Source organism: Nonomuraea sp. NPDC050680 (assembly GCF_040654555.1).
Classification (GTDB): Bacteria; Actinomycetota; Actinomycetes; order Streptosporangiales; family Streptosporangiaceae; genus Nonomuraea.
The window spans coordinates 470102-497035 of record NZ_JBFAIF010000002.1 but is presented as its reverse complement, the minus strand read 5'-3'; the positions used below and the strand labels follow the sequence as shown (position 1 = coordinate 497035).

Annotated in this window: 27 protein-coding genes; 11 read left to right on the top strand and 16 right to left on the bottom strand. The window is 70.9% G+C overall.

The features are described from left to right. The first annotated feature begins 89 nt into the window (after positions 1 to 89). Both AB0H88_RS08795 and AB0H88_RS08790 read left to right on the top strand, forming a co-directional pair. Positions 90 to 1811: an ABC transporter ATP-binding protein gene (locus AB0H88_RS08795; protein ID WP_357642693.1), complete on the top strand. Its 1722-nt coding sequence runs from the start codon at positions 90 to 92 to the stop codon at positions 1809 to 1811. Further along, positions 1808 to 3661, top strand: a complete 1854-nt coding sequence (locus AB0H88_RS08790; RefSeq protein ID WP_357642692.1) for an ABC transporter ATP-binding protein — start codon at positions 1808 to 1810, stop codon at positions 3659 to 3661. Before AB0H88_RS08795 ends, AB0H88_RS08790 begins: the two co-directional genes overlap by 4 nt. Before the next feature lie 88 nt (positions 3662 to 3749). Here AB0H88_RS08790 and AB0H88_RS08785 read toward each other — a convergent pair whose 3' ends face one another. Together AB0H88_RS08785 and AB0H88_RS08780 are read right to left on the bottom strand one after the other, a co-directional pair. After that, entirely contained in the window at positions 3750 to 4181 is a 432-nt protein-coding gene (locus tag AB0H88_RS08785) for a hypothetical protein (protein WP_357642691.1), read from the bottom strand. Positions 4182 to 4295: 114 nt separating this feature from the next. Beyond that, positions 4296 to 4604 carry a hypothetical protein gene (locus tag AB0H88_RS08780; protein WP_357642690.1) on the bottom strand — a complete coding sequence of 103 codons (309 nt, stop codon included), beginning with the start codon at positions 4602 to 4604 and terminating at the stop codon, positions 4296 to 4298. A 68-nt stretch (positions 4605 to 4672) separates the two neighbouring features. On the opposite strand from AB0H88_RS08780, the gene AB0H88_RS08775 reads away from it, so the two are divergent. Then, complete coding sequence (locus AB0H88_RS08775; protein WP_357642689.1) at positions 4673 to 5827, top strand: CapA family protein; 1155 nt, start codon at positions 4673 to 4675, stop codon at positions 5825 to 5827. Between the two features lie 163 nt (positions 5828 to 5990). Here AB0H88_RS08775 and AB0H88_RS08770 read toward each other — a convergent pair whose 3' ends face one another. The 3 genes from AB0H88_RS08770 to AB0H88_RS08760 are packed head-to-tail and all read right to left on the bottom strand — an operon-like array spanning position 5991 to position 7089. Continuing rightward, complete coding sequence (locus tag AB0H88_RS08770; protein WP_357642688.1) at positions 5991 to 6320, bottom strand: DUF202 domain-containing protein; 330 nt, start codon at positions 6318 to 6320, stop codon at positions 5991 to 5993. Positions 6321 to 6327: 7 nt separating this feature from the next. Next, on the bottom strand, positions 6328 to 6654 hold the full coding sequence (locus AB0H88_RS08765) for a DUF202 domain-containing protein (protein WP_357642687.1): 327 nt from the start codon (positions 6652 to 6654) through the stop codon (positions 6328 to 6330). Between the two features lie 45 nt (positions 6655 to 6699). Then, positions 6700 to 7089, bottom strand: a complete 390-nt coding sequence (locus tag AB0H88_RS08760) for a hypothetical protein (protein WP_357642686.1) — start codon at positions 7087 to 7089, stop codon at positions 6700 to 6702. Positions 7090 to 7185: 96 nt separating this feature from the next. Here AB0H88_RS08760 and AB0H88_RS08755 point away from each other — a divergent pair, with 96 nt between their 5' ends. Continuing rightward, complete coding sequence (locus AB0H88_RS08755; protein WP_225289458.1) at positions 7186 to 7443, top strand: UBP-type zinc finger domain-containing protein; 258 nt, start codon at positions 7186 to 7188, stop codon at positions 7441 to 7443. A gap of 7 nt (positions 7444 to 7450) precedes the next feature. Here AB0H88_RS08755 and AB0H88_RS08750 read toward each other — a convergent pair whose 3' ends face one another. Continuing rightward, positions 7451 to 9031, bottom strand: a complete 1581-nt coding sequence (locus AB0H88_RS08750; protein WP_357642685.1) for a Na+/H+ antiporter — start codon at positions 9029 to 9031, stop codon at positions 7451 to 7453. A 72-nt stretch (positions 9032 to 9103) separates the two neighbouring features. Further along, on the bottom strand, positions 9104 to 10285 hold the full coding sequence (locus AB0H88_RS08745; RefSeq protein WP_357642684.1) for a hypothetical protein: 1182 nt from the start codon (positions 10283 to 10285) through the stop codon (positions 9104 to 9106). Positions 10286 to 10534: 249 nt separating this feature from the next. Between AB0H88_RS08745 and AB0H88_RS08740 the strand changes: the two genes are divergently transcribed. After that, on the top strand, positions 10535 to 12505 hold the full coding sequence (locus AB0H88_RS08740) for an ATP-dependent DNA helicase (protein ID WP_357642683.1): 1971 nt from the start codon (positions 10535 to 10537) through the stop codon (positions 12503 to 12505). 24 nt (positions 12506 to 12529) lie between these two features. Here the strand turns inward: AB0H88_RS08740 and AB0H88_RS08735 are convergent, their stop codons facing one another. From AB0H88_RS08735 to AB0H88_RS08705, 7 genes are all read right to left on the bottom strand, one after another. Further along, on the bottom strand, positions 12530 to 13288 hold the full coding sequence (locus AB0H88_RS08735; protein ID WP_357642682.1) for an SGNH/GDSL hydrolase family protein: 759 nt from the start codon (positions 13286 to 13288) through the stop codon (positions 12530 to 12532). A 147-nt stretch (positions 13289 to 13435) separates the two neighbouring features. Further along, entirely contained in the window at positions 13436 to 14512 is a 1077-nt protein-coding gene (gene aroB, locus AB0H88_RS08730) for a 3-dehydroquinate synthase (RefSeq protein WP_357642681.1), read from the bottom strand. Further along, positions 14509 to 15009, bottom strand: a complete 501-nt coding sequence (locus tag AB0H88_RS08725; protein WP_357642680.1) for a shikimate kinase — start codon at positions 15007 to 15009, stop codon at positions 14509 to 14511. Before AB0H88_RS08725 ends, aroB begins: the two co-directional genes overlap by 4 nt. Further along, positions 15006 to 16187, bottom strand: a complete 1182-nt coding sequence (gene aroC, locus AB0H88_RS08720; protein WP_357642679.1) for a chorismate synthase — start codon at positions 16185 to 16187, stop codon at positions 15006 to 15008. Before aroC ends, AB0H88_RS08725 begins: the two co-directional genes overlap by 4 nt. 43 nt (positions 16188 to 16230) lie before the next feature. Further along, entirely contained in the window at positions 16231 to 16866 is a 636-nt protein-coding gene (locus AB0H88_RS08715) for an A24 family peptidase (RefSeq protein WP_357642678.1), read from the bottom strand. Positions 16867 to 16876: 10 nt separating this feature from the next. Continuing rightward, positions 16877 to 17404, bottom strand: coding sequence for an SseB family protein (locus AB0H88_RS08710; protein WP_357642677.1), 528 nt, complete (start codon positions 17402 to 17404; stop codon positions 16877 to 16879). An 11-nt stretch (positions 17405 to 17415) separates the two neighbouring features. After that, positions 17416 to 18519: a ring-opening amidohydrolase gene (locus AB0H88_RS08705; RefSeq protein WP_357642676.1), complete on the bottom strand. Its 1104-nt coding sequence runs from the start codon at positions 18517 to 18519 to the stop codon at positions 17416 to 17418. 152 nt (positions 18520 to 18671) lie between these two features. On the opposite strand from AB0H88_RS08705, the gene AB0H88_RS08700 reads away from it, so the two are divergent. From AB0H88_RS08700 to AB0H88_RS08690, 3 genes are all read left to right on the top strand, one after another. Beyond that, on the top strand, positions 18672 to 19337 hold the full coding sequence (locus AB0H88_RS08700; RefSeq protein ID WP_357642675.1) for an alpha/beta fold hydrolase: 666 nt from the start codon (positions 18672 to 18674) through the stop codon (positions 19335 to 19337). Between the two features lie 34 nt (positions 19338 to 19371). After that, positions 19372 to 20442, top strand: coding sequence for an FUSC family protein (locus AB0H88_RS08695; protein WP_357642674.1), 1071 nt, complete (start codon positions 19372 to 19374; stop codon positions 20440 to 20442). 81 nt (positions 20443 to 20523) lie between these two features. Beyond that, entirely contained in the window at positions 20524 to 21621 is a 1098-nt protein-coding gene (locus AB0H88_RS08690; RefSeq protein ID WP_357642673.1) for an FUSC family protein, read from the top strand. Between the two features lie 50 nt (positions 21622 to 21671). On the opposite strand, the gene AB0H88_RS08685 is transcribed toward AB0H88_RS08690, so the two are convergent. Together AB0H88_RS08685 and AB0H88_RS08680 are read right to left on the bottom strand one after the other, a co-directional pair. Then, the gene (locus AB0H88_RS08685; RefSeq protein WP_357642672.1) at positions 21672 to 22223 is read right to left on the bottom strand and encodes a peroxiredoxin; all 552 of its coding nucleotides are present in this window, start codon (positions 22221 to 22223) and stop codon (positions 21672 to 21674) included. Between the two features lie 114 nt (positions 22224 to 22337). Next, positions 22338 to 23504 carry a pyridoxal phosphate-dependent aminotransferase gene (locus AB0H88_RS08680; protein WP_357642671.1) on the bottom strand — a complete coding sequence of 389 codons (1167 nt, stop codon included), beginning with the start codon at positions 23502 to 23504 and terminating at the stop codon, positions 22338 to 22340. Between the two features lie 25 nt (positions 23505 to 23529). Here AB0H88_RS08680 and AB0H88_RS08675 point away from each other — a divergent pair, with 25 nt between their 5' ends. The 3 genes from AB0H88_RS08675 to AB0H88_RS08665 are packed head-to-tail and all read left to right on the top strand — an operon-like array spanning position 23530 to position 26928. Further along, positions 23530 to 25248, top strand: coding sequence for an alpha/beta hydrolase (locus AB0H88_RS08675; protein WP_357642670.1), 1719 nt, complete (start codon positions 23530 to 23532; stop codon positions 25246 to 25248). Next, positions 25245 to 26177 carry a DUF418 domain-containing protein gene (locus AB0H88_RS08670; RefSeq protein ID WP_357642669.1) on the top strand — a complete coding sequence of 311 codons (933 nt, stop codon included), beginning with the start codon at positions 25245 to 25247 and terminating at the stop codon, positions 26175 to 26177. The genes AB0H88_RS08675 and AB0H88_RS08670 overlap by 4 nt, the downstream gene beginning before the upstream one ends. Further along, positions 26137 to 26928 carry a carbon-nitrogen hydrolase family protein gene (locus AB0H88_RS08665; protein ID WP_357642668.1) on the top strand — a complete coding sequence of 264 codons (792 nt, stop codon included), beginning with the start codon at positions 26137 to 26139 and terminating at the stop codon, positions 26926 to 26928. The genes AB0H88_RS08670 and AB0H88_RS08665 overlap by 41 nt, the downstream gene beginning before the upstream one ends. Positions 26929 to 26934 lie beyond the last annotated feature (6 nt).

The window sequence follows — 26934 nt, the reverse complement described above, 5'->3', positions numbered from 1 at the left end:
TTAGCCTAGATGGGATGCCTCCCGATACGCGTTCTCCTCGCCGTCCCCTGCCCATCTTCAAAGCGCTCTCCTCCAATGCCCTGTGGCGGATGAAGCCCTATCTCCGCCCCTACGTCACCAGGTTGGTCTTCATCTGGCTGGCCGCGGTCATCGGCATCGGGGCGAGCATCGCCCTGCCTCTCGTCGGTAAGGAGGTCGTCGACGGGCCCGTGCTCCGTGGCGACTCCGGCGCCCTGCTTCCGCTCGGCCTCATCGCCCTGGGCGTGGGCGTGCTCGAAGCGTTCCTGATCTTCTTCAGGCGCTGGACGCAGACCGGCCCGGTCCTGGGGCTGGAGACCCAGATCCGCGACGACCTCTACGCGCACCTGCAGCGCCTGCCGATGGGCTTCCACGGCGACTGGCAGTCGGGTCAGCTGCTGTCGCGGGCCACCACCGACCTGTCGACGATCCGCCGCTTCCTCGGCTTCGGCATGCTCTTCCTGGTCATGAACATCCTGCAGCTGACCACCGTGACGGTGCTGCTGCTGAACATGTACTGGCCGCTGGGACTGCTGGTGGCCGCGTCGGCGGTGCCGATCATCCTGGTGTCACTGAGCTTCGAGAAGAAGTACATCAGGATCTCCCGCCAGGTGCAGGACCAGCAGGGTGACCTCGCCACGGTCGTCGAGGAGTCGGCGATCGGCATCCGGACGATCAAGGCGTTCGGCCGCCGCCATCACGTGTTCGACCAGTTCGACGACAGCGCGCGCAAGGTCTACGGCACCTCGATGGACAAGGTGCGGCTGTCCGCCCGCTTCTTCACCTTCCTCGAGGTGATCCCCAACTTCACCCTCGCCCTGGTGCTGCTGCTGGGCGCGCTGGCCGTGGGCGGCGGCTCGCTGACGCTGGGCACGCTGGTCGCCTTCACCACGCTGATGCTGCAGCTGGTCTGGCCGGTCGCCAGCCTCGGCTACATCCTGGCGATGGCCCAGGAGGCGATGACCTCCGCCGACCGGGTCATGGAGGTCATGGACACGGTCCCGGCCATCGAGGGTGGTTCAGGGTCGATCGAGCGGCCGCGCGGCCACCTGCGCTTCGAGGGGGTGGAGTTCCGCTTCCCCGACTCCGACCAGCCGGTGCTGCGTGACGTGTGGCTCGAGGTACGCCCGGGCGAGACGGTGGCCATCGTCGGCGCCACCGGCTCGGGCAAGACGACGATGACCTCGCTCGTACCCCGGCTCATCGACCCCACCGCCGGCCGGGTGACGATCGACGGCCATGACGTGCGCGACCTGTCGCTGCCCGCGCTGCGTGAGGTGGTGGCCACGGCGTTCGAGGAGCCGACGCTGTTCTCGATGAGCGTGCGCGAGAACCTCACGCTCGGCCGCCAGGACGCCACCGAGGAAGAGCTCGACGAGGCCATCCGCACCGCCCAGGCCATGTTCGTGTACGACCTGCCGTGGGGCCTCGACACCCGGATCGGCGAGCAGGGCATGTCCCTGTCCGGCGGCCAGCGGCAGCGCCTCGCCCTGGCGCGGGCCGTGCTGAGCAGGCCGCGGATCCTGGTCCTCGACGACACGCTGTCCGCGCTCGACGTCGAGACGGAGGCGCTGGTGGAGGAGGCGCTGCGCCACGTGCTGCGCGAGGCGACCGGCATCGTGGTCGCCCACCGCGCCTCCACGGTCCTGCTGGCCGACAAGGTGGCGCTGCTCAGGGACGGCACGATCACGCACGTCGGACGGCACCACGAGCTGCTCGACGAGGTGCCCGAATACCGCGAACTGCTCGCCCAGGACGCCGACTTCGACCCCTCGGAAGGAGCCCTGCGATGACGACCACCACTGCGTCGAGCACCAAGACACCGAGCGGGGCCGACTGGCGGGGCGTCGCCTCCGAGAACCAGGACGACCTGTCCGAGACGGTGACGGTGTTACTACGGGAGCGCTCCCGCAGGCTGCTCGGTGACCTGCTCACGCCGCACCGCAAGGCGATCGCGCTGCTCACCGCGATCATCATCGTGTCCAACCTGGCGGGCCTGGCGATCCCCTACCTGGTGAAAGTGGGCATCGACGCGGGCATCCCGCCGATGCTCAAGGGCACCGGCCCCGGCACGCTGCTGACCGTCGTCGGCGTCATCCTGGCGGCGGCGGTGACGCAGGCCCTGACCCGGCAGGTGTTCCTGCAGATGGCGGGCCGCATCGGCCAGAACATCCTGCTGGAGCTGCGCAGGCGCGTCTTCGACCACTTCCAGCGGCTGTCGCTGAGCTTCCACGAGAAGTACACCTCCGGCCGGGTCATCTCCCGGCTCACCTCCGACATCGACGCCATCGCCGAACTGCTGCAGTCCGGCTTCGACGGCCTGGTCACCGCCGTGCTCACCATGTTCGGCACGGCCGCGCTGCTGCTGGTGCTCGACGTCCACCTGGGCCTGGTGGCGTTGATCCCGCTGCCGCTGCTGCTGCTGTTCACCCGGTGGTTCCGCCGCCAGTCGGCGATCGTCTACCGGCGTACCAGGGAGACGGTGGCGCTGGTCATCGTGCACTTCGTGGAGTCGATGACCGGCATCCGCGCCGTGCAGGCCTTCCGCAGGGAGCCGCGCAACCAGGAGATCTTCAAGCAGCTCAACGACGACTACCGCGGCGCCAACGCCAGCAGCATGCACCTCATCGCGGTGTTCATGCCGGGCATCAAGCTGATCGGCAACGTGACCGTGGCCGCCGTGCTGGTCTACGGCGGGTATCTGGCGCTCCACGGCGAGGTCACGGTCGGTGTGCTGGCGGCGTTCCTGCTCTACCTGCGCCAGTTCTACGAGCCGATGCAGGAGATCAGCCAGTTCTACAACACGCTCCAGTCGGCGGGCGCCGCCCTGGAGAAGCTGTCGGGCGTGCTGGAGGAGGAGCCGGCCGTACCGGAGCCGCGCGAGCCGGCGGCGCTGCCCAAGGCCCGCGGCAAGGTCAGGTTCGAGGGCGTCAGGTTCGCCTACGTCGAGGACCGGCCGATCCTGCCGGGGCTGGACCTGACGATTCCGGCGGGGCAGAGCGTCGCGCTGGTCGGCTCGACGGGCGCGGGCAAGACGACGCTGGCCAAGCTGATCTCCCGCTTCTACGACCCGTCCGCGGGCCGCGTCCTGCTCGACGGCGTCGATCTGCGCACGCTCGACGAGCCGACGCTGCGCAGGGCCGTGGTCATGGTGACGCAGGAGAACTTCCTGTTCAGCGGTACGGTCGCCGACAACATCAGGTTCGGCCGCCCCGGCGCCTCCGACCGTGAGGTACGCGAGGCCGCCAAGGCGATCGGCGCGCACGAGTTCATCTCCGCGCTGCCCAACGGCTACGACACCGAGGTGGGCAAGCGGGGCGGCCGCATGTCGGCCGGTCAGCGTCAGCTGGTGGCCTTCGCCAGGGCGTTCCTGGCAGATCCGGCGGTGCTCATCCTCGACGAGGCGACCTCCAGCCTCGACGTGCCGAGCGAGCGGCTGGTGCAGCGGGCGCTGCGCACGATCCTGGCCGACCGCACGGCGCTGATCATCGCGCACCGGCTGTCGACCGTGGAGATCGCCGACCGGGTGCTGGTCATGGAGGGGGGCGAGATCGTCGAGGACGGCTCACCGGACCGGCTCATCGCCGCCTCCGGCCGCTTCGCCGGCCTGCACCAGGCCTGGCTGGACAGCCTCAGCAGCTGAGGTCGGCCTCAGCGTGGGTGCACCCTGCCGTTGTCAGCACGGGTGCACCCCGCTGTTGTCAGCACAGGTGCACCCCGCTGTCCTGTCGTCAGTGCGGGTGCACCACGCGCGTCATGTTCTCGTACAGCTCGTAGCCGACGAACAACGCCACGGGCACGCCGACCGCCAGCAGAAGCCGTCCGGGGAGGGGTGCCCGTGCCATGGGCACCCGCCTCGCCGCTACGGACGCGGCGGCCATGGCAGGCGCCTCCACCACGGGCTCAGGCACCGGCACCGGCACCAACTCGGGGTGTCGTGACAGGTATCCCGCCGGGAACGACGTGACGTGGTATGCCCCGCAGCCCGGGCAGGACATGCCTGACCAGGGCGGTTGCACGGTCACGCCGGCCCGCAGCCAGATCGTGACCTCGTTGCCGTAGTCGTCCATGAGGTGCCTGACGACGTACTCCTCTTCCCAGACATGTAAACAGCGCATGCACTCGAAAGGCCATATCTCCTGGGTGTTGAACCCATCCCGCACCAGGACCACCCCCGGTCACGTGCCGCCATCCGATTAGAGTGTCCACCCCGCCCCGCCACTCGGCAAGACGGCACTATGACACTCAGGGCTATGAAATGCTCACCTACTGTCAGGTTAGAGCGGGTAAACCCGTCTCTGGACCGGACTGAGCAGCGGTGTCGCGTCGGGCGTAACAGGCTCGACCGGCGGCCTCAGCTCCGGATGCCGGCTGAGATATCCCTCCGGGAACATGGTGGCCTGCTGGCAGCCGCAGTTGGGGCAGATGGCACCCGACGAAGGCGGTGGGACCGGCACACCGGAGCGCAACCAGATCTCGCGCTCGTTGCCGTGGCGATCGTCGAAGCGCCTGACGAGGTATTCCTCTTCCCACACATGCCAGCACCCGCGGCACTCGAATGGCAGGATCTTGAGCTCTTCTTCCATGAGTCACCCCCTACTTCGAGTGTCGTCCTATTTGTCGCGAACTGGCAACCGCCCCCTACTCTGGAGGTATGGGCGCAGACCTGGTGACCCTGTGCCTCTGTGGCGACGTCATGCTCGGGCGAGGTGTGGACCAGGTCCTGCCGCATCCGGGTGATCCCGCCCTGCGCGAGCCGCACATCGACGACGCGCGCATCTATGTCGAGCTCGCCGAGGCGGTCAACGGACCGATTCCGCGCCCCGTCGGCTTCGCCTGGCCCTGGGGCGACGCGCTGTCCATCCTCGACGCGTACGCGCAGGCCGTCCGGGTGGTGAACCTGGAGACGGCGGTGACCACGAGCGGCGCGTACGCTCCGGGCAAGGCCATCCACTACCGCATGAACCCCGGCAACCTGCCCTGTCTGGCCGTGGCGCGCCCGGACGTCTGCGTACTGGCGAACAATCACCTGCTGGACTTCGGCCGCGCCGGGCTCACCGAGACGCTCGACACGCTGGCCGCCGCCGGGCTCTCGACCGCCGGGGCGGGCAGGGACCAGGACGAGGCGCGCCGCCCGGTGGCCGTGCCCCTGCCGGAAGGGCGGCGCGTGCTGGTGTTCGCGTTCGGCATGCCGTCCAGTGGCGTGCCACCGGACTGGGCGGCGGCCCCGGACCGCGCCGGCGTCGACTTCGTACCGGAGCCGTCGCCGACGGCCGCGGCCGCGATCACCGAACGGGTACGGCGGGCCAAGCGGCCCGGGGATATCGCGGTGGCCTCCCTCCACTGGGGCTCCAACTGGGGATATTTCATCTCCCGGGAGCAGATCGTCTTCGCGCACGCGCTCATCGACGGCGGCGTCGACGTGGTGCACGGGCACTCCTCGCACCATCCGCGCCCGATCGAGATCTACCGCGGCCACCTGGTCCTGTACGGCTGCGGCGACATGATCGACGACTACGAGGGGATCACCGGGTACGAGGAGTACCGCGGCGACCTGCGGCTGCTCTACCTCGCCTCGCTCGATCCGGACTCCGGACGGCTCGCCGCCCTGCGCATGGCCCCCCTGCGGATCCAGCGTCTACGGCTCCGCCACGCCGCACCCGACGACACCGAGTGGCTGCGCGCGACCCTCGACAGGGCCGGCCGCGGTCTCGGAGGGCGGATCCGCAGCGCGCCCGACGGCATGCTCGCCTTGGTGGCGGACCGAGCCGGACGAACTGCGGCCGCAACACCACGGCCCGGCTCCTGACTGGACCGGGCTGCTCGTCGTGGGCTCGCTGGAGAAGGACGGGACCGAACTGCGCGGCGTCGGATGACCCACTCAGGACGGGACCCGGCTGCGCGGCGTCGGATGATGAGGTCAGGACGTGGCGCCCGCTGCCGTACTAGCGCTAGGCGAGAGCCGGCACAAACTAGGCGAGCGTCAGCACGAACGCGAGCGCTCCGGCCGCCACGCTGAGCGTGCCGAGCCAGGCGAACAGCGCGTCCGGTCCGGCGTCGACGGGCCGGCCGCCATGCAGCGCCTCCTGTACGCGGCGGAACCGTATCCGGGTCCTGAGCAGCAGCACCGCGCCGCAGAGCGCGGCCGGTACGAACGTGATGACGACGGCGAGGGGCAGCCCGTGCCGCGCGGACAGGCCCATCGCGCCGAGGCCGCCCGACGACAGGGCCACGGCCGTGCGTACCCAGGCCAGGCGGGTCCGCTCGCTCTGCAGCCCGGGGTCCCAGATCTCTTCGGACATGGCCGGATCAGGCGCCCATGACGATGACCACCAGGGCGATCACCGCCACCGCCGCCACGCCGTAGCCGAAGACGGCGGCGAGGGCGGGCGGTGGCAGCGGCGCGCGATCGCGCAGCGCGCGCTGGATGTTGCGCCAGCGCGGATAGGCCATGCCCGCCGCCAGCGCGGAGAGCGAGACCAGGACCACGGCCAGGGCGGTGCGCACCCAGGGGACGAACAGGTGGTCGGGGAGCGCCGCCATGGCGACGCCCCCCGCGCTGAGTGCCAGCGCGGTGCTCAGCCATGTGAGGAAAGTACGCTCGTTCGCGAGCGTGAAACGCGGGTCAGGCTCCATACGAACGACGCTAATTGGCACACATTCCCCCTAGAGAAGCCGGGGTTAGCCGCCGCAGGCCTTGGCGACCTTCTCCAGGTAGGCGGCGGTCTCGGAACCGACCTTCTGGACCGCGTCGACGGCGCCGTTGACGTCCTTGACGTTGATGCCGCTCAGTGTCGTGGCCAGGTCGTCGGAGGCCTGCTTGAGCGTGGTGTTGGCGGCCTTGTCGGCCACGTCGTTGAGCTTGGCGGCGCTGTCGTCGAGGGCCTTCTCCATGGCCTGCGGGTCGTTCTTGAGGTCGGCGAGCTTGGCGCCCAGCTCGGTGACTATTTTGGGGGCCTCCAGGCAGGACTGGGCCTTGTCGATGGTGTTGTTGACCTCACCGCAGCCCGCGGCGAAGACGAACATGGGGAAGGCGGCAAGGGGCACGAACCGGCTTTTGAGGCGACGCATGCTTCGACCCTACCCAACGGGTTCACGCCCCCGGCGGGACCAAGTGGGAGGGGTCCGGGCAAATCGCCGTGCCGCAAGAGCTCTAGGATTTCACCCATGGCAACGTGTGAGCATATTTCCCAAGCGGATGACCCGGCCCCGCGCACGCCCGAGGGCTGCGAGGAGTGCCTGGCGGCAGGTGGCCGGTGGGTGCACCTGCGCCGCTGCCTGGACTGCGGTCATATCGGGTGCTGCGACTCCTCGCCCAACAAGCACGCCACCAAGCATTTCCACGCCACCTCGCATCCGGTGATGCAGTCGTACGAGCCGGGCGAGAGCTGGAAGTGGTGCTTCGTCGACAACGCGATGGCCTGAGGCGGGCCTAACGCTCCAGGATGGCCTCCTCGAAGTCGAGCTCGGCCATCACCTCGCGCAGCACCTCGTCGTCGAGGCGACGTTCGTCGCGTAGCCGGACGAACGTCTCGCGCTCGGCCTGCAGCATCTCCCGGCGCAGCCGGCGATAGAGCGTGCTGGGCGTCTCGGCGCCGCCCTGAGCGGTGCCGCCGCCCAGACGCTCCCACGCGGTCAGCGAGCGCCGCCACGACTTCTCCCTGAGCTGGTCGATGACCTGCTTCTGGATCTCGTCGGGCTCGCCTTCGGCCTCGATCAGCCCGTCGAGCACCTCGGTGCCCGCGGCGAGCGCGGCCTGCTGCGCCGCCGCCTCGGCCAGCCGGTCCTCATACTGCTCCTGCTCGCTCGACACGCGCAGCCGCCTGATCAGCGCGGGGAACGTCGTGCCCTGCACGAGCAGCGTGCCGATCACGGTGGTGAAGGTGAGCAAGAGCAGGATGTCGCGGTCGGGCATGCCGACCGGAATGGCGAAGGCGGCGGCGAGCGAGACGACCCCGCGCATGCCCGCCCAGCTGATGATCACGGTCGGCGCGGGCTCGGGCGCCGGCTCGCCCCTGCGCCTGCCGGTGAACAGCCACGTCAGGTACGTGACGGGGAACATCCACACGAACCTCGACAGCACGGTCACCAGGAACACCACGACCGCGTACAGCGCGACCTCCCAGGCGCCGTAGCCGCCGATCCCCTTGATCACCGTGACCAGCTGCAGGCCGATCAGTGCGAAGACGATCGCCTCCAGGAAGAAGTCGGTCACCTTCCACACCGCGTCGGACACCAGCCGGGTGCCGAACCCCCGCTGGTGCATCTGGTTGCCCAGATAGAGCCCGACGATCACCACCGCGATGACGCCCGAGGCGTGCACCGACTCGGCCGCCAGGTAGGCGGCGAACGGGATCAGCAGCATCAGCGTGTTCTCGACCAGGGAGTCGCGGGTGTGCCGGAACACCCAGGAGAACAGGAACGCCAGCGCCAGCCCGATCGCCACCCCGGCCGCCGCCGAATAGAGGAACTCGCCGACCCCTTCGAGCAGGTCCACCGTGCCGCCCACGGCGGCGCCGATCGCCACCCGGTAGAGGGTCAGCGCGGTCGCGTCGTTGAACAGGCTCTCGCCGATCAGGATCGTCAGCGCCCGGCGCGGCAGCCCGAGCCGCCTGCCGACCGCGACGGCGGCCACGGCGTCGGGAGGCGCGATGATGGCGCCCAGCGCGAACGCCGCCGCCAGCGGCAGATCGGGCAGCAGCAGGTGGACGACCAGCCCGACGACGGCCGTCGTGAACAGCACCAGCCCGACCGACAGCAGCGCCACTGCCCGCTTGACGTCACGCAGGCGCAGGTAGGAGCTGTCGAGCGCGGCTGAGTAGAGCAGCGGCGGCAGGAACACGAACAGCACCAGCTGCGGGTCGAGCGGCACGGCGGGCACCAGCGGCGAGACCAGCAGCCCGGCGGCCACCAGCAGCAGCGGCGCCGGCCAGCCCTTGCGCCGGGCGACGGCGGCGACCGCGACCGCCCCTGCCGCCACCAGCAGCAGTTGCAGGCCCATCGTGGGGTTCACGGCGCTCCTCCACCTCGGCACGGGCACGCGAAGGCAGCGTACCGCTCATGAGATGGGTCGCCCGCCTCGGGCTCACCACTCCCTGCGGCGGTCCCTGTCGTCGTCGTACTCCTGGTCGGGACGGAGCCGCTCACCGGTGGAGAACATCGGATCGCCCACGTAGGGCCGCGACAGGTCCGTCTGGTACGGCGTGCCCTGCTGCTGGTTGCTCCCCATCGCGAACAGCGGGTCGACCGGGTTGGGCGGGGTCTGGTAGGCGGGGAAGCCGTCCGTGGAGGGGTAGGGCACCTGCGTCGGGTACGCATCGCGGTTGGCGTAGGTGATGGGCTCCCGGGGCCGGCCCGCGCCGGGGATGCCGTGCATCGGAGTGCCGAGACCGGCGGCTCCCGGGTCCGGCGGCGGCTGTTGCTGCTGGTATCCGCGCTGGCCATAGGGGTCGTGCGGCTGCTGCTGCTGGGCGAACGGCTCGGGCTGCGGCCGGCTCGGCGCGGCCGACTGGGAGGGGAAGCCGAGCGGGTCGGTGTTGGGCGCCTGCCGGCGGCGGTCGCCGGGCATCTGGTAGACGGGCTCGCCTGGGTCCTGGGCCGGCGCCGGCTGCGCGTACTGCTGGGGGCCGGTGAAGGGGTCGCCGGTGTACTGGGGGCTGCCGCTGTAGGGATCCGGGGCGGCGGGGACCGCGTACTGCGGGCCGGTGAAGGGCTCGGGCGGCTCGGGCTCGGTGTACTGGGGGCCGGTGAACGGCTCACGGAGATTCGGCTGGCCGTACTGCTGCGCGCCGAAGGACCCCTGCTGGCCGTACTGCTGACCGGGGGACTGCTGGCCGAGGGGGTCGCGCGGCGGCGCGGTCGTCTCGCCGTAGGAGGCCACCAGTTTGTCCTGAGGCGGCGGGGTGCCCCTGGCCACCAGGACGTCGTTGGGGGACAGAGCCGCGGTGGGCCGATCCTCGTGCGGCGGCGGCGGGGAGCTCTGGTGCGGCCGCTGGTATTGGCCGGTGCCGGGGATCACCTCGGTGCCCGGGTCGTGCGCGGGCACGGCGGGCTGCTCGCCCGTGGCCTCGGCGAACCCGTCATCGAGGGTGTCGAGCAACCGGCCGACATCGTCCATCGGCATGCGGAAGCTGGCGGTGCACATCTCACCTCGCCACAGGCTGAGCACCAGGGTGCCCTCATGCCACGTGACCCGGAGACACCGCTCCTGACCTCGAGCATCGAAGAACACTTCGCCGAACGACGGCAACGGGACAACTTCCGACATGGCAGACATACTGCTTTAACCAGCCTTTATCCGTCCACTCAACCCCGGTAAACCCTACTGAACCGGCTCTCCCCATCTGACCTCATACCCCACTGGCCACTTCCAGGTAGATCATTTGAGCCAGTTGGAGTTCCGATCGTTCAGTGTGCCACGCGAGCCGCCGTGGACGTCCCAGAACGCCGGGATGCGTCCGCACGATCACACGGCGTTCGGCGCGTCGGCCCTTGATTGCAGGTACCGTTTACTGCCGTGCCGGACTCCCATCTTCCCTCAGCCGAAGAACTGCTCAGCATCGCGGTCAACGCTCTCGGAGGGAGCGAACGGCGGGGCCAGATCACGATGGTGCAGGCCGTACAACGGGCCATCGAGGAAGAGGAGCATCTGGCGGTCCAGGCCGGCACGGGCACCGGAAAGTCGCTCGCCTACCTGGTGCCCTCGATCAGGCACGCCATGGCGGCCGACAAGCCGGTGGTCATCTCGACGGCCACGATCGCGCTCCAGCGGCAGCTCGTGGACCGCGACCTGCCACGGCTGGCCGAGGCGCTCGGCAAGGAGCTGCCGCACGAGCCGACGTTCGCGATCCTCAAGGGCCGGCGCAACTACCTGTGCCGCTACAAGGCGACGGCGGGCTGGCCCGAGGACGACGAGCAGGACCAGCTTTTCGACCCCCGCGAGGTCGGCGCGACGGGCCGGATGGTCCAGCGCATCCAGGAGTGGGCCGAGGAGACCGAGACGGGCGACCGCGACGAGCTGGTGCCCGGGGTCAACGAGCAGGCGTGGCGGCAGTTCTCGGTCAGCGCCCAGGAGTGCCTGGGCGCCACGCGCTGCCCCAGCGGCGCCGAGTGCTTCGCCGAGCTGGCCAGGAGCCGGGCCGGCGAGGTCGACGTGGTCGTCACCAACCACGCGCTGCTGGCGATCGACGCGATGGGCGACATCCCGGTGCTGCCCGAGCACGCCATGGTGGTCGTCGACGAGGCCCACGAACTCGTCGACCGGGTGACCTCGGTGGTGACCGCCGAGCTGTCGGAGAGCTCGGCCGCGCTCGCCGTGCGCCGGGTCGGCCGGCTCATCGAGCAGCCCATCGCCGACCAGCTCATGGAGGCGGCCGAAGACCTCAAGGCGCTGCTGGCCGCCGCTCCCCCCGGACGCGTCGACGAGCTGCCCGAGGTGCTCGGGCTCACGCTGGCGCTGGTGCGCGACGCCTCGGCCCGGTGCGTCTCCGCGCTCGGCCCGCGCGGCGGCGACAAGGACGATCCGGACAGAGCCGGCCAGCGCAAGGCCGCCTTCACCGCGCTCGACGAGGTGCACGACACGGCGGTACGCATGCTGGAGGCCTACGGCCACGCCTCGGAGGAGGACCGGGCCGAGGTGGTGTGGCTGGAGGGCGCCACCGACCGGCGCCCGCCCGCGCTGCGGGTGGCCCCGCTCAACGTGGGCGGCATGCTGCGCGAGCGGCTCTTCGGCGACCGCACGGTGGTCCTCACCTCGGCCACGCTGGCGCTCGGCGGCACCTTCGACGGCCTGGCCCGCCAATGGGGGCTGGGCGACAAGGGCTGGCAGGGCATCGACGTCGGCTCGCCGTTCGACCATCCACGGGCGGGCATCCTGTACGTGGCCAAGCACCTGCCGCAACCGGGCCGTGACGGCCTGCCGCAGGCCTACCTCGACGAGATCGCCGAGCTGATCGAGGCGGCGGGCGGGCGCACGCTCGGCCTGTTCTCCTCGATGCGGGCCGCCAAGGCCGCCACCGAGGCGCTGCGCGACCGGCTCGACGTGCCGCTGCTGTGCCAGGGCGACGACTCCACGATGCTGCTGGTCAAGCAGTTCGCCGAGGACGAGGCGACCTGCTTGTTCGGCACGCTGTCGCTGTGGCAGGGCGTCGACGTCCCCGGCCCGTCGCTGCGGCTGGTCATCATCGACCGGGTCCCGTTCCCGCGCCCCGACGACCCGCTCACCTCGGCCCGGCAACGGCATGTCGCGGCCAAGGGCGGCAACGGCTTCATGACGGTCGCCGCCACCCACGCCGCCCTGCTGCTCGCCCAGGGCACCGGACGGCTGCTGCGCGCCCAGCACGACAAGGGCGTCATCGCCGTCCTCGACCCGCGCCTGGCCACCGCCCGCTACAGCGGCTTCCTGCTCGGCTCGCTGCCCCCGTTCTGGCGCACCACGGACCCGGCGATCCCCCGAGCCGCCCTCAAGCGCCTGTCAACGGAAGACTGACCCGCCGGCCCCCTGCCGGCAGAGTCAGTGGACCCAGGGGGCGAGGTCGGGGCGTTTCGGGTCTAGGCCGTCGCCCGAAGAGGCGCCGCGCAGGCGGCGGGTCACCCACGGCACCAGGTGCTCGCGGATCCACTGCGCGTCCTCGCGGCGCCGGGCGCGGGGGTCGAGGGTGCGCTCGGGCCACACCTTGTGCCAGTCGTCGAACGGCACGCCCAGCACGTCGAGGACCCGGGCGGCCACCAGCCGGTGCCCGTCCTGGTTCATGTGCAGCCGGTCCTCGCTCCACGCCCGCCAGTCGCGCAGCCCCTGCATGGACCACTGGTCGACGAGCCGGCACCCGTACAGGTCGGCGATGGAGCGGATGTGCAGGTAGAAGATCGCGAAGCGGCCGCGCAGCCGCCGCATCACCGGCGTGTCGCGCGGGTCGACGCCGGTGAACAGCAGCACGTCGGCGCCGGTGGCCCGCAGGTCGCGCACGGCGCGGGCGAGCCGCTTGGCCATCACGTCGGGGTCGCTGCCCGGCCGGAGCAGGTCGTTGCCGCCCGCGCACAGGCTGACCAGGTCGGGCGCCATCTCGACGGCGATCGGCACCTGCTCGCTGACGATCTGGTCGAGCAGCCGGCCGCGCACGGCCAGGTTCGCGTAGCGGAAGGACGCGTCGTCGGCCGCCAGTCGCTCGGCCACCCGGTCGGCCCAGCCACGGTAGTGGCCGTTGGTGCCGGGGTCGTTGAGACCTTCGGTAAAGCTGTCACCAAGAGCGACGAAAGAGTGATATTGCCTCATGACCTGCTGTTCATCTCCGCCGTGCCGTGGTGCGTCAGGACATCTGACTGTAGTGCGAACCCCGCCGCCACGCCCGACGCCACCCCGACTCGCGGGAAAAGCAATCGAGCGGAAGGCGGTTAAGGAAAGGCGATCAGGGGAAAGGCGTCACCGGCCGACCGCCTGATAGGCGGCCTCCAGGAGCTCCTCGGACGGCCCTTCCAGCCGTCCCGGCTTCGCCAGCCCGTCGAGCACGACGAAGCGCTGCTCGGCGCCCCGGTTCTTCTTGTCGAGCCGCATGTGGTCGCGCAGTCGCGGCCACGCGTCGGCCCGGTAGGTCGTGGGCAGGCCGACCGAGGTGAGGATGGTCCGGGTGCGCTCGACCAGGTCGATCCCGATGCGCCCGTCGAGCCTGGACAGCTCGGCGGCGAACACCATGCCGATGGCGATGGCCTCGCCGTGGCGCATGGTGTAGTCCTCGGCCCGCTCGATCGCGTGGCCGAGCGTGTGACCGTAGTTGAGGATCTCGCGCAGCCCGGCCTCGCGCAGGTCGGCGCCGACGACGTCGGCCTTGATCTGGATCTTCCGCTCGATCAGCTCGCGGGTGTGCGGCCCCTCGGGCGTGGCGGCGGCGTCGGGGTCGTCCTCGATCAGCATGAGGATGGTGGGGTCGGCGATGAAGCCGCCCTTGATGATCTCGGCGAGCCCGGCCGCGTAGTCGGCGCGCGGCATGCTCGACAGCGTGCTCAGCTCGCACAGCACGCCGGCCGGAGGCAGGAAGGTGCCGACGAGGTTCTTGCCCTCGGGCGTGTCGATGCCGTTCTTGCCGCCGACCGCGGCGTCGACCATGGCCAGCAGCGTCGTCGGCACCAGCACCACCTGGACGCCGCGCAGCCAGGTGGCGGCGATGAACCCGGCCAGGTCGGTGGTGGCTCCCCCGCCGACGCCCACGACGGCGTCGGAGCGGGTCACGCCGTAGCGCCCCAGGGCGGACCAGAGCTCGGCGGCCACCTCGATCGACTTGGCCGCCTCGCCGTCGGGCACGGGCAGCTCCACCACGTCGTATCCGGCGCCGGACAGCGCCTCGCAGACCGGGCGGGAGATCTCGGGCAGGCCCGCCGGGTGGATGACCGCGACCGTGCGTACGCCCGGCTTGAACAGCCCGGCCAGCTCCGGCAGCACGCCGGTGCCGATCACCACCTCGTAGGGGCTGTCGCCGCGCACGGCGATCCTGGTCGCGCTCATGACGGGAGCCCCTTCACAATCTCTTCGGCCAGCTCGGCAGGCTCGCGCTTGTCGGTCACGACCGTCAGGACGGCGAGCCGCTCGTAGATCGGGCGGCGCTCCTCCATGAGCTTCTTCAGCTGGCTGCGCGGGCTGAGCACGAGCAGCGGCCGCGCCGAGGCCAGGCCCACCCGCTGGACCGCGTCGGACAGGCCGACCTGGAGGTAGACGACCGGGTGGCCGGCCAGGAGCTCCTGCGCCTCCTCGTTGAGCACCGCGCCGCCGCCCAGGGCCAGCACGCCGTCGTGCTCGGCCAGCGCCCGGCGCACAGCCAGCAGCTCCAGCTCGCGGAAGCGGGCCTCGCCCTCCTCGATGAAGATGTCGGCGACGGGCTTGCCCGCGGCGGCCTCGACGTCGGCGTCGGTGTCGCGGAAGGAGACGCCGAGCAAGTCGGCGAGCAGGCGGCCGAGGGTGGTCTTGCCGGACCCCGGCGGGCCGATCAGCACGGCCTTGATCATTTGATCACCATCGATGAGAGGTAGCCGGACAGGTTGCGGGCGACCTCCTCGACGGAGTCGCCTCCGAACTTCTCGAGCGCCGCGTCGGCCAGCACCAGCGCGACCATGGCCTCGGCGACGATGCCCGCGGCCGGGACCGCGCAGACGTCGGAGCGCTCGTGGTGCGCCTTGGCCGCCTCGCCGGTCTTGACGTCGATCGTGGCCAGCGCCCGCGGGACGGTGGAGATGGGCTTCATCGCGGCGCTGACCCGCAGGATCTCGCCGTTGCTCATGCCGCCCTCGACGCCGCCCGCGCGGTTGGTGATGCGCTTGACGCCGTCGGCCGCGGTGTATTCGATCTCGTCGTGGGCGCGCGAGCCCGGCCGGCGCGCGGTCTCGAAGCCGTCGCCGACCGCCACGCCCTTGATGGCCTGGATGCCCATGAGCGCTCCGGCCAGCCGGGAGTCGAGGCGGCGGTCCCAGTGGGTGTAGCTGCCGAGGCCGGGCGGCAGGCCGTAGGCGAGCACCTCGACGACGCCGCCGAGCGTGTCACCCTCCTTGTGCGCCTGGTCGATGACGGCGACCATCGCGGCGCTGCCCTCGGGGTCGGCGCATCTGACGGGGTCGGCGTCGATGCGCGCCAGGTCGTTGGGGCCCGGCAGGTCCTCGGTGGGCGTCTGGGCGCCGCCGATGGAGGTGACGTGGCTGACGATGTCGACGCCGAGCGCCTGCTTGAGGAAGCGCCTGGCGACCTCACCGAGCGCGACGCGGGCCGCGGTCTCGCGGGCGCTGGCCCGGTCGAGGACCTGCCGGGCGTCGTCGAAGCCGTATTTCTGCATCCCGGCCAGGTCGGCGTGGCCCGGCCGGGGGCGCGACCTGGGCGCGTTCCTGGCCAGCCCGTCGAGCTCGGCCGGGTCGACCGGGTCGGCCGACATGACCTTCTCCCACTTGGGCCACTCGGTGTTGCCGATGCGGACGGCGATCGGGCTGCCCATCGTGCGGCCGTGCCGGACGCCGCCGGCGATCGTCACCTGGTCCTGCTCGAACTTCATCCGGGCGCCGCGGCCATAGCCGAGCCGGCGGCGGCGCAGGGCCTCATCGATGGCGGCCGTGGTCACCTCGACCCCGGCCGGCAGGCCTTCCAGGACGGCTACGAGTTCGGGGCCGTGAGACTCTCCGGCGGTCAACCAGCGCAACATGCGTACAAGTCTTCCACGTGCCGCCTAGTGGGATGTCCGGTGTTCACTGGCCGAGACAGAGTGCCGTGAAGGCGCCGAGCAGCATGAACGGGCCGAAAGGGAACTGTGTGTCGCGAGTGGCGCGTCTGGTGAGGAGCAGGACGATGGCGTAGAGGGCGCCTAACAGCTGTCCGCCGACGGCCGCGACGACCCACGCCTGCCAGCTCATCGCCGCGGCCGCCATGCCGATCAGCCCCGCGAGCTTGACGTCGCCCAGCCCCATCGCCTCCGGCCGGGCGAACCAGAGCACGGCGTACGCGGCGGCCAGTGCCAGCGCGCCCAGCAGCGCCCTGGGCAGCTCTCCCGTGGGCAGCAGGGTGAGCGCCAGGATCGGGTACGACGGCAGGGTGATCACATCGGGCAGCCTCGTGGTCCGCCAGTCGATGAGTGCCAGAGCCGTACCGGCCAGGGCGAAGTAGACGTAGGGCAGGCCCGCGCGCCAGGCGACGAGCGCGGCTACGGCGGCGGTGGCCACCTCGACGGCGGGCGGCCGGCGCGGCACGGGCACCGTGCGTAACACGGCGTCCAGGGCGGCGCGGGCCTCCTCACGGGTGTCCGGGGGGTTCGGCACGAAGCAGTCGGCGAGCGTCCTGACGTAGCGGCCGACGATCAGTCCGAGGAGCGCGACGAGTGCCACCACTCCGCCGACACTACTTCCTGGAGAACCAGCGGCGCTTGCGTACCGGCTCGACGTGGGCCACGGTCACGCCGGAGACCTCATCGAGCGTGCCGGACTCGACGGCGGCGAGCGCTTCCAGCACGCCGCCCTCGATCACGAACGGCACCGGCCCCGCCACGTCCACCACGACCGCCGCGACCCGCTCACCGGCGGCGGCCCGGCAGACCTGGAGCAGGGTGGCCTGGATCGGCCGCGCGTCGGGGCGCCATCTGGCCAGGGACTCGGCGCCGGTGAACGCGGGCACCGCCTCCCTGCCGTCCTTGCCGACGAGCTTGGGGAGCGCCATCTCGCTCTCCTTCTCCTGGCGCAACCCGTGCTCGCCCACCTCAGTCTCAGTCAGCAGAGCGACCACGGGGACGAGGAGCCGGGCGCCGGTCAGGGCGTTGAGCACCTCGGTGGCGTCAGCCGCGCCTCGCTCGTAGGAGGCCAGGGCGGCGGCCACGGCGGGCGCGGCCGTCCCGTCGTCGCCGGGGTCGAGTGGCTGCGGAATGCTGGGCACAACGCCCGAGACTACCCTTGTCCCAGGTCGGCGATGGCGGCGACCGGGCCGCCTCCCGATGGGCCCTGGTGGACGGCGGCGACCGAGACGAACACCGCCGGATCGCCCGTGACCGCCGCCGCCACTCCCCCCACCGTGGCCTTGATCTGGCGGTGCCAGTGCACGTCGGAGTCGTCGAGCATGATGTTGCGCCGCCCCCGGACCCGGCCGGACGGGTCGGCCTCGCACTTCATGAAGACGTTCACCAGGCGCTCGCCGAGGTCGGTGTGGTGCGGCCGCTCGGGGAGCGGCAGGCCGGAGTCGCGGATCGCGTCCCAGATGCCGTCGGCGTCCAGGGCGTCCCGCATCACGCCGTGGCCGATCCGGTAGCGCCCGCCGATCCCCCGTACGTTGCCCACCAGCACGATCTGCGCCCGGTCCAGCTCGACCCCGGACGAGCACGAGGCCACCGACGAGTACAGGGACAGGTCCTTGTGAATCTGATCGGCCCGCGGCGGGGCGATCTCGCCGAGGGCGACGGCGATGCCGAGGGCCGTGGTGGAGTTCGACAGGTCCATGGAGGGGCCGGTCTCCTCGATGGCGGTGTCCTGGCCGCGGCTCTTGGCGTCGGTGATGGTGGCCAGCGTGAGCAGGGGCGTCTTGGTCTGCACGTAGTGGACGTCGCGCGGGTCGTCGATGCCCGCGATCTTCATCGCCTCGCGTACCCCGGCCGCGACCTTCTCCACCATCGCCGGGCGGCCGATGTCCTCCGGGAGGATCACGTCGCTCATCGCGACGCCGACCGACACCCGCGGTTCATCCGATCGCGGCGCGCCGGCCGGGTCGGTGGTGGCGAACACGGTGGCGTGCGGGCTGAGCACGCCGTCCGTCCCTCCGGACCACACCAGGGGTACGGTCTCCGGCGCCGGATGCCCCTTGGCCGCCAGCACCTCACGGAAGGCCCGGTCGGCCAGGATCCGGGTGTAGTCGTTCACACCTCCGTTGCCCTCGGTCTTGCCGATCACCGCGAGCACCCGGTGCGCCTCGATCACCCCCTCGTCGATCAGCCGCGCCAGCCCGGAGGCGTCCGTCACGCTCTCGATCGGCACCTTGCGCACTTCTATCGGATCCGGCATCACAACCCCTGTTCGACGATTGGGCGGCGTACACGCGCGACTCCCAGACCTACCCCGGCGGCACGCAGGACACGCTATCCACCAGCCGTTCGGGCTCTCACCGGCAATGTCTGCCCAACGTGGCGGCCGGCCTCGGGGATAGGGTCACCGGTGTGATTCGCGAAGCGCACGTTAACGGGATCAAGCTCGCCTATCGCGAGGAGGGCGACCCGGCCGCTCCTCCGCTGGTGCTCATCCACGGGCGGACCGCCGACCACAACGACTGGAACGGCATCACCCAGCACTTCGCCGCCCGCTATCACGTCCTGGCCATCGACCTGCGGGGGCACGGCGCCAGCGACTACCCGGGCACGTACGCGCTGGCCGACATGGCGCGGGACGTCGTCGCGCTGCTGGATGAGCTGGGCTTCGAGCGGGCGACGCTGGTGGGGCACTCGCTGGGCGGGGCGGTGGGCTATCTCGTGGCCATGACCTGGCCCGATCGCGTCGAGCGGCTGGTCCTGGAGGATCCCGCGCCGCCGTACGCGATGAAGAACCGCCCGCCGATCGTGGAGGAGGGCGAGTCCCCCGGCTTCGACTGGCGGATGGTGCACGAGACCGAGCGGCAGTTCCTCACGCCCGATCCGGCGTGGGCCGAGGGGCTCGGCTCGATCACCGCGCCGACGCTGGTGCTGTCCGGCGCCAGTCACCTCGACGTCGAGGCGGTGGCCGCGCGGATTCCGGGGGCCAAGCTGGTCACGATCGAGGTCGGGCATCTCATCCACGTCTCCGCGCGGGCGGCGTTCCTGCGGGCTGTGGACGAGTTCCTTGCCGGTTGAGCGCCGCAAGCTGGGTAGGCCAGGGTTCGTGCAGGTGAAACGGCGGCTGAGCAGGCTGGTACTGATGGCGCCGACGGTCGGGCAGTGTGCCGTTGCGGCGGCACTGGCCTGGGTGGTGGCCAAGGACGTCCTCGGGCACAGCCGCCCGTTCTTCGCGCCGATCGCGGTGATCATCTGCATCGGCGTGGGTCTCGGGCAGCGGCGGCGCCGGATGGTCGAGATGGTCGTCGGGGTCAGCCTCGGCGTGGGCGTCGGCGACGTGCTGGTGTCCTGGATCGGCTCGGGCCCCTGGCAGATCGCGCTGGTGGTGGCGCTGGCGATGGCCATGGGCGTGCTCCTGGACAGCGGTTCCCTGATCGTCCTGCAGGCCGGGTCCTCGGCCGTGCTCGTCGCCACCCTGCTGCCCCCGACAGGCACCGGCGGGGTGAACAGGATGCTCGACGCGCTGGTCGGCGGCGTCATGGGGATCATCGCGATGGCCCTGCTGCCGGCCAGCCCGTTCGCCCTCGTGGCCAAGCAGGCGTCGGGGATGTTCGAGGCGCTGGGCGACGCGCTTCGGCGGATCGCGGAGGCGATCGAGAGGTCCGACCCCGGCCTGGCGACCGAGGCGCTGGAGGCCGCGCGGGGGACGCAGGCGAGCGTCGACACCTTCCGGCAGGCGCTGGGGACCAGCTGGGAGATCGCCACCATCTCACCGCTGCACTGGCAGAGCCGCCACCGGCTGGAGGGGTACGAGACGGCCGCCGTACCGCTCGATCACGCGGTCAGGAACGTCAGAGTGCTGGCCAGGCGGGCCGTCGTCGCCCTCGGGGGGCAGAACCCGCCGCCTGCCTGGATGCCGGCCGCGCTGCGGGACCTGGCCGAGGCGACCCAGTTGCTCCGCGAGGAGCTGGCCCTGGGACACGAGCCGGATCGGGCCCGCGAGGCGATCCTGGCGGTGGCGTCGCGGCGGGTGACGGATGAGCGATGGGGGTTCTCGGCCGGGGTGATGGTCGCGCAGTACCGGTCGATCGTGGTGGATCTGCTCCAGGCGAGCGGCGGCGACCGCGAGCAGGCGATGGCCGCCCTCCCGCCCCTGGACACGGGCGAAGAGGACGTCCCCTGACGCGGTGACCACCGCGGTCCCGACACGCCCGAATACGGGCAATGTGACCTTAATGTCACAAAGATCCGCCAAGGTAGAGGGGTGCGAACGAGGCTCAGCGATCATGTACGGGAACGGCTGAGCGGGTTCGGCCTGATGGCGCCCTCCATCGCGCAGTGCGCGGTCGGCGCGGCACTCGCCTGGACCGTCGCCATCCAGTTGCTCGACCACCCTCGCCCGTTCTTCGCGCCGATCTCCGTGCTGATCTGCGTCGGCGTGGGCCTCGGGCAGCGGTTGCGCCGGGTGGCCGAGCTCGTGGTCGGGGTCAGCCTCGGCGTCGGCGTCGGCGACCTGCTGGTGTCCTGGATCGGCTCGGGCGCCTGGCAGATCATGCTGGTGGTCGCGCTGGCGATGACCGCCGCGGTGCTGCTGAACAGCGGGGCGCTCTTCGTGGCCCAGGCCGGGTCGTCCGCGGTACTCGTCGCCGCTCTGGTGCCCGCCGACGGCGCCGGGGGCTGGGACCGGATGGCCGACGCGCTCACCGGCGGCGTCATCGGCATCGCCACGGCGGCACTGCTTCCCGCCAGCCCCTTCACCATCGCCGCCAAGCACCTGTCGGGCGTGCTCGACGCGCTGTCCACGGTGCTCGAACGGGCTGCGGAGGCGATCGAGAAGCGCGACGTGGACCTGGCCGCCGAGGCGCTGGAGGAGGCGCGCAACACCCAGGCGGCGGTCGCGGAGTTCGAGCGGGCGGTGGAGACCAGCAAGGAGATCACGCTGATCTCGCCGCTGCACTGGCACCGCCGTGGCCGGCTGGCCAGGTACGAGACCGTGGCCGTGCCGGTGGACCTGGCCCTGCGCAACGCCAGGGTGCTGGCCCGCCGGACACTGGCGGCACTGGGCGAGACGAGCCCGCCGCCGACCTCGCTGGCCGAGGCGATGCGCGAGGTGTCGGAGGCGGCGCTGCTGCTGCAGCTCGAACTGGCGGCCGGACGCGAGCCCATGCTGGCCCGGCAGGCGCTGCTCGCCGTCGCGGCGCGGGAGCGTCCCGAACGGCTGGGCTTCTCGGCGCACGTCATCATCGCGCAGCTGCGCTCCATCGCCGTGGACCTGCTCCAGGCGACCGGGATGGACCACGAGGAGGCGACGGCGACGCTGACCCCGCTGGACGCGCCCCACGACCAGGACGCCACCGCTTGACCGTGGCGGAGGTGGACACCCGGAGAGCCCACCTCAGCCCCGGAGGTGCGTCACCGGGCCAGCAGCCCGCGCGCGTCGAGACCGGCTTCACCCTTGGTCCAGTTGCAGGCACAGAGCTCGCTGGACTGCAGGGCGTCGAGCACCCGCAGGACCTCCTTGACGTTGCGGCCCACGGAACCGGCGGTCACCATCGTGAACTGGATCTCGTCGTTGGGGTCCACGATGAACGTGGCGCGCTGGGCGACGCCGTCGTCGCCGAGCACCCCGCACGCGGCGGACAGTTCGCGCTTGATGTCGCTCAGCATCGGGTACGGCAGGTCGCGCAGGTCGTCGTGGTGCTTGCGCCAGGCGTGGTGGACGAACTCCGAGTCGACGGAGACGCCGAGCACCTGAGTGTCACGGTCGGCGAACTCGCTGGTGAGACGCCCGAACTCGGCGATCTCGGTCGGGCAGACGAAAGTGAAGTCCTTCGGCCAGAAGAACACGACCCGCCACTTGCCCTCGTAGCTCTTGTGGTCGATCTCCTCGAACGCCTTCTCGGGGTCGAGGCCGACGCAGGCGGTGAGCTCGTACTCGGGGAAGCGGTCACCGACGGTGAGCAACGTATGGTCTCCTTCAGGAGGTGATTCCTCTCAGTGAGGTGCCGCCCACCCTAGCTCAGCTGCGCTCATTTCTCTCAGTAACCAAGTGGTTGCACTTTCGTAAGATGGGATCGCCTAGGCCGACAGGCGCTTGAGCCGGGTGACCGCCTCGTCGATGACCTCGTCCTTCTTACAGAACGCGAACCGGACGAAGTGTCTGCCTCGGTCGGGGTGGTCGTAGAAGACCTGTGTCGGGATGGCCACCACCCCCACCAGCTCCGGCAGCCGCCGGGTCAGCTCCAGCCCGTCCTGGAAGCCCAGCGGCCGGATGTCGGTCTGCACGAAGTACGTCCCGGACGGCCTGAGCACCTCGAACCCGGCCGCCGTCAGCCCCTCCATCAGCCGGTCCCGCTTGTGCCCCAGCCCGTCGCAGAGCGCCGACACCCACTCCAGCTCGTTGCGCAGGCCGTAGGCGACCGCGAGCTGCCACGGCGCGCTCGCGGTGAAGGTGAGGAACTGCTTGACCGTCTGCACCGCCGTGATCAGCGAGGCGGGCGCGCAGATCCAGCCCGTCTTCCACCCGGTGACGGAGAACGTCTTGCCCGCCGAGGAGATCATCACCGTGCGTTCGCGCATGCCGGGCAGCGTCGCCAGGGGAATGTGCTCGACACCGTCGAACGTCAGGTGCTCGTACACCTCGTCGGTGATCGCGATCAGCCCGGCCTCCTGGCAGAGCTCGGCGATGACGGTCAGCTCGGCGCGGGTGAACACGGTCCCGGTCGGGTTGTGCGGGGAGTTGACGAGGATCGCCCGGGTACGCGGCGTGACGGCGGCGCGTAGTTCGTCCGGGTCGAAGGTGAATCGTCCCTCCACGGGCCGCATCGTCACCGCGGCCAGCCGTGCCCCGGCCAGCGCGATGGAGGCGGCGTAGGAGTCGTAGTAGGGCTCGAAGGCGATCACCTCGTCGCCCGCCTCGCACAGCGCCAGCACGCTGGCCGCGATCGCCTCGGTGGCCCCCACCGTCACCAGGATCTCGCCGTCGGCCGCGTAGTCGAGGCCGTAGTGGTCGGCCCGGTGCTCGGAGACGGCCTGCCGCAGCTCCGGGACGCCGGGGCCGGGCGGGTACTGGTTGGCGCCGGACACGATGGCCTGCACCGCCCGGTCGAGCATCGCCGCGGGCCCGTCTGTGTCGGGGAATCCCTGGCCCAGGTTGATCGAGCTGGTCTGTACGGCCAGCGCGCTCATCTCCGCGAAAATCGTCGTTCCGAAGGCGCGCATCCGGGATACAAGTGGTTCCGTCACGGCCCCAGACTATTAGTCTCGTCCCGTGATCATTCGGGTCCTCCTCGCGCTCGCCCTGTCCGCGCCGCCCGTCATGGGTCCGGGCGGTGTCGAGAAGAGCGCGTGTCCCGTCGTCATGCCCGACCACACGACCTGCGGTTTTCTGGTCGTCCCCGAGCGCAGGGGCACGCCGGGAAAGACCATCAAGGTCGGTTACGCCGTGCACGCCTCGACGGCCAAGGACCGCAAGCCCGACCCGGTCGTCTACATGAGCGGCGGCCCTGCCTCGGCGTCGATGCAGCTGACGGGGTTCCTGAGCCAGATGTTCCCCGACCGTGACGTGGTGGCCGTGGAGCAGCGCGGCAGCAAATACTCCCAGCCGACGCTGGGCTGTCCGGAGACGGCCGAGGCGATGCTGGACCGGCTGCGCGAGCCGTCGGCCGACGTCGGCGCCGCCGCGCTGAAGTGCCGGGAGCGGCTCGGGCAGCAGGGCGTGGACCTGCGCGGCTACAACACCAAGGAGATCGCCGCCGACGTCGTCGAGCTGCGCAAGGCGCTCGGCTACCCCACCTGGAACCTGTTCGGGGTCAGCTACTCGACCCGGGTCATGATGGACGTGGCCGCCGCCGACCCGGCGGGCGTGCGCTCGGTGGTGCTCGACTCGTACCTGCCGGAGAAGGTCGGCTGGTACGACGACGCCGACCGCAATCTGACCGACACCGTGGCCAAGCTGGGCCTGCGCGAGCCGTTCGAGGCGATGGTGACGCGGCTGAACGCCCGCCCGGCCCGGGTGCCGACCACCGACCCGCTGCTGGACACCGGTTTCACCGCCCGGCTGACCGGCGACGACGTCTCGACGATCATGGCGGAGGCGCTGCACGAGGCCGACGTGCTCGCCGTGGCGCCGGCGATGATCGACGCGCTGAGCAAGGGCCACGACGAGCTGCTGCGCCCGCTCGCCGATCAGGTGGGCGACGCCCTGGTCTCCCACGAGTTCGGGCTGTATCACGCGGTGCAGTGCCAGGACGAGGTCCCGTTCAACACGTTCACCACAAAATCCCGACTTTTCACCGTAAACAGTGACAAAGCGGTGTGTGATGCTTGGAAGCTTCCCAAGTCGGCACCCGTCAACGCCACCACGAAGGCGCCGGTGCTCGTGGTGGGCGGCCAGTACGACCCCACGACGCCCACCAGGACCAGCGAGCCCGCCGCCAAGAGCCTGCCCAACGCCCGCTTCGTGGAGTTCGCGGGCACGGGCCACGCGGTGTTCCTGGTCAACGCCTGCGCCCGCCGCCACATCCTGGCCTTCGTCGACACCCCGTCAGGCGGGGCGGCCGCACCGTGCTCGCCTGAGAAGGCGGCCGTCTACCCCCGGCTGAACCCGGGCGACATACGGGCGAGCGGCGCCCCCTACCAGATCTCGCTGTCGCCCTGGCTGGCCGCCCCGTTCGCGCTGTTCGCGCTGGTGTCGCTGGTCCAGCTGGTCGCGGGCGCGCTGAAGGGCCGGGCGCTGGCCGCCTTCGCCGGGCTGGCGGGGACGGCGTTCACGGGGCTGGCCGGCTCGGCGGTGTGGAGCATGGTCAAGGAGAACGAGACCGCGCTGGCCGTCGGGCTGCCCGCCTCGCTCTGGCCGTACACCTGGGTGGCCGTCGGCTCGGCCGTACTGACGCTCGGCGCGCTCGCGCTGCGGCGGGGCTGGCCGCAGGCGGTGGCCGCCGTCACGGCGGCCGGATTCCTCGTATGGTGGTTCGCCTGGATCCTGTGAGGCGTATCCGAGAGCTCGACGCGCTCCGCGGCTTCGCGGTGGGCGGCATCATGCTGGTCAACACCTGGCAGCACGCCGTGCACGAGCCCAAGAACGGCATCGACTGGACGATCGACGCGCTGTTCCAGAGCCGGTTCTATCCGATCTTCTCGCTGCTGTTCGGCATCAGCTTCGTCCTGGTCCTGGAGCGGGCCGGGCGGTGGGTGCTGGTGCGCCGGCTGTTCTGGCTGCTGTGCTTCGGGCTGCTCCAGCGCGTGTTCTACAGCGGCGAGGTGCTGACGGCCTACGCGGCGTTCGGGGCGCTGGTGCTGCTGCCCGCCTCGTTCCTGACCGGCGGCCTGCCCATGGTGATCCTCGGGGTGGCCGCGGTCGTGTGGGCGGTGCGGATCGGGGCCGGGCCGTTTCTCATCCCGGCGCTGTTCCTGCTCGGCATGGCGCTGATGGAGTCGCGCCCGTCCGGGCGGCTGCTGCTGCCGGTCTTCGCGGTCAGCGCGCTGGCCTCCGCCCTGCTCACCGCCGCCTGGACCACCAACCACAACTGGACCGTCTACAGCGTGGCCGCGCTCGCCGGGGCCACCGCCTACGCCACCGGCCTGCTGCTGGCCCTGCGGACCCGGTGGTCGGCACCACTGTCGGCGGTGCTGGAGCCGCTCGGGCGGATGGCCCTGACCAACTACATCTCCGGCACGCTGGTGATCTCCTTGGCGAGTCACCTGCTCAAGACCGACCCGACACGCTGGTGGGTGCTCGTGGTCACGGTGGCGACGCTGGCCGTACAGGTGCCGTTCAGCGCCTGGTGGCTGTCGAGATTCAGGTACGGCCCCCTCGAGTGGATCTGGCGATGCCTGACCTGGTTTCGACGGGTGCCCAACCGGTTAGAGTCGGGCCGTGACCAGAATCGCCCTCTGCCAGATCCCGGTGTCTCCTGACCCGTCGGCCAACCTCAAGAGGGTCCGCGAAGCGCTCGCCAAGGCCGAAGGCGCCGACCTGGCGATCTTCCCCGAGGCGACGCTGACCCGCTACGGCAGCCGCATCACCGACCTGGCCGAGCCGCTCGACGGGCCGTTCGTGACCGGCGTGGCGCAGGCGGCCCGCGAACACGGCGTCGCGGTCATCGCCGGCGTGTTCGAGACGGGCCCCGGCCGGGTGCACAACACCGCCCTGGCCATCGACGCGCAGGGCTCCGTCAAGGCCGCCTACCGGAAGATCCACCTGTTCGACTCCTTCGGCGCGAAGGAGTCCGAGCTGGTCGCCCCCGGCGCCGAACCCACCGTGGTGGAGCTGGCCGGGCTCCGCGTCGGGCTGATCACCTGCTACGACGTCCGCTTCCCCGAATTGGCCAGAGCGCTGGTCGACCAGGGCGCCGAGCTGTTCGCGGTCATCGCCGCGTGGGGGTCGGGCCCGCTCAAGGAGGACCACTGGATCACCCTGGTCCGGGCGCGGGCCCTGGAGAACACGACATGGACCGCCGCCGTCGGGCAGGCACCCAATCCAGCCGAATCGAGCGACGGTTTCGGGGTGGGCCGCAGCATGCTGGTCGATCCGCTCGGTGTAGTCCGCGCCGATCTGGGCACCAATCCGGGCATTCAGCTCGTGGAGGTGGACTCAGAAGTGACCGCCGTGGCCAGGACCGCCCTGCCGTGCCTCGAACATCGCGTACTAGGTACGCAGCGATCGTAAAGTAGA